Genomic DNA, 1,354 nt, shown 5'->3' on the forward strand with positions numbered 1-1,354 from the left:
AGGCGGAGGGCTTCGCCAGCGCGGAAGCCGCGGACCCCTCAAAGCGTGATGCCAGGGCTCGTAAGCGTCGCGCCAACCGCGGCTCGTTGCCCGCCCATCTGTCGCGCGTCGAGCAGGTAATCGACATCGCCGACAAGATCTGCCCGTGCTGCCAAGGCCAGCTGCATGTTATGGGCGAGGACGTCTCCGAGCGTCTCGACATCGTGCCCGCCCAGTTCCGGGTGATTGTCACCCGTCGACCGAAGTATGCGTGTCGGGCCTGCGAAGAGGTGGTCGTGCAGGCGCCAGCGCCGGCACGTCTCGTCGAAGGCGGCATTCCTACAGAGGCCACGGTGGCTCATGTTCTGGTGTCGAAGTATGCCGACCACCTTCCCCTATATCGTCAGGCCCAGATCTACGCCCGCCAGGGCGTCAATCTCGACCGTTCGACACTCGCCGACTGGGTGGGCAAGGCAGCTTTCCTGCTTCGCCCTGTGCATGAGCGGCTGTTCGAGCGGCTGAAGGCTTCAGACAAGCTCTTCGCGGACGAGACCACTGCGCCTGTGCTTGATCCGGGCCGGGGGCGGACCAAAACGGGGCAGTTGTTCGCCTATGCCCGAGACGACCGACCTTGGGGCGGAATGGACCTACCCGGCGTCGCCTATCTCTACGCTCCGGACCGCAAGGCCGAACAGCCGATCCGGCATCTTCAGGGCTTTGTCGGAACCCTGCAGGTCGACGGATACGCGGGTTACAAGGCGCTGGCCGAACGCAACGCCGTGAGCTTGGCCTTTTGCTGGTCGCACGTGCGTCGCCGCTTCTATGAGCTCGCGCAGTCCGGCCCCGCGCCGATCGCGACGGAGGCGCTCGCCCGCATCGCCCAACTCTACCACGTTGAGAGCGATATCCGCGGTCGTTCCGCCGACGAACGCCGCGCCGTCCGGCAGGAGAGAAGCCGTCCCGTAATCAATGCCCTTGAGCCGTGGCTTAGGCAGCAACTCACCCTTATCAGCCAGAAGACCAAGCTGGCGGAAGCCATCCGCTACGCGCTCTCGCGCTGGCAAGGTCTGACAAGATTCCTCGACAACGGTACGATCGAGATCGACTCCAACGTCGTCGAGCGCGCCATCCGTCCCATTGCGCTGAACCGCAAGAATGCGCTCTTCGCCGGCTCCGACGGCGGCGCCGAGCATTGGGCAACGATCGCTTCGCTGATCGAGACATGCAAGCTCAACGGCGTCGAGCCTCACACCTACCTCGCTGACGTGATCGCCCGGATCGTCGCCGGCCATCCACAAAGCCAGATCGACGATCTGCTGCCTTGGGCCTACAGACCTATGCCGCTCAAGGCCGTGGCCTGAGAACAGCGGTTACG

Annotated in this window: 1 protein-coding gene; it reads left to right on the forward strand. The window is 64.5% G+C overall.

What is annotated here, in order from left to right; all coding sequences use genetic code 11:
• The coding region (gene tnpC, locus NKH43_RS35195; protein WP_352862059.1) for an IS66 family transposase at positions 1-1,340 on the forward strand (1,340 nt) is incomplete at its 5' end.
• Positions 1,341-1,354 lie beyond the last annotated feature (14 nt).

Source organism: Mesorhizobium sp. M1163, assembly GCF_040318415.1.
In the GTDB taxonomy this organism is placed as follows: Bacteria; Pseudomonadota; Alphaproteobacteria; order Rhizobiales; family Rhizobiaceae; genus Mesorhizobium.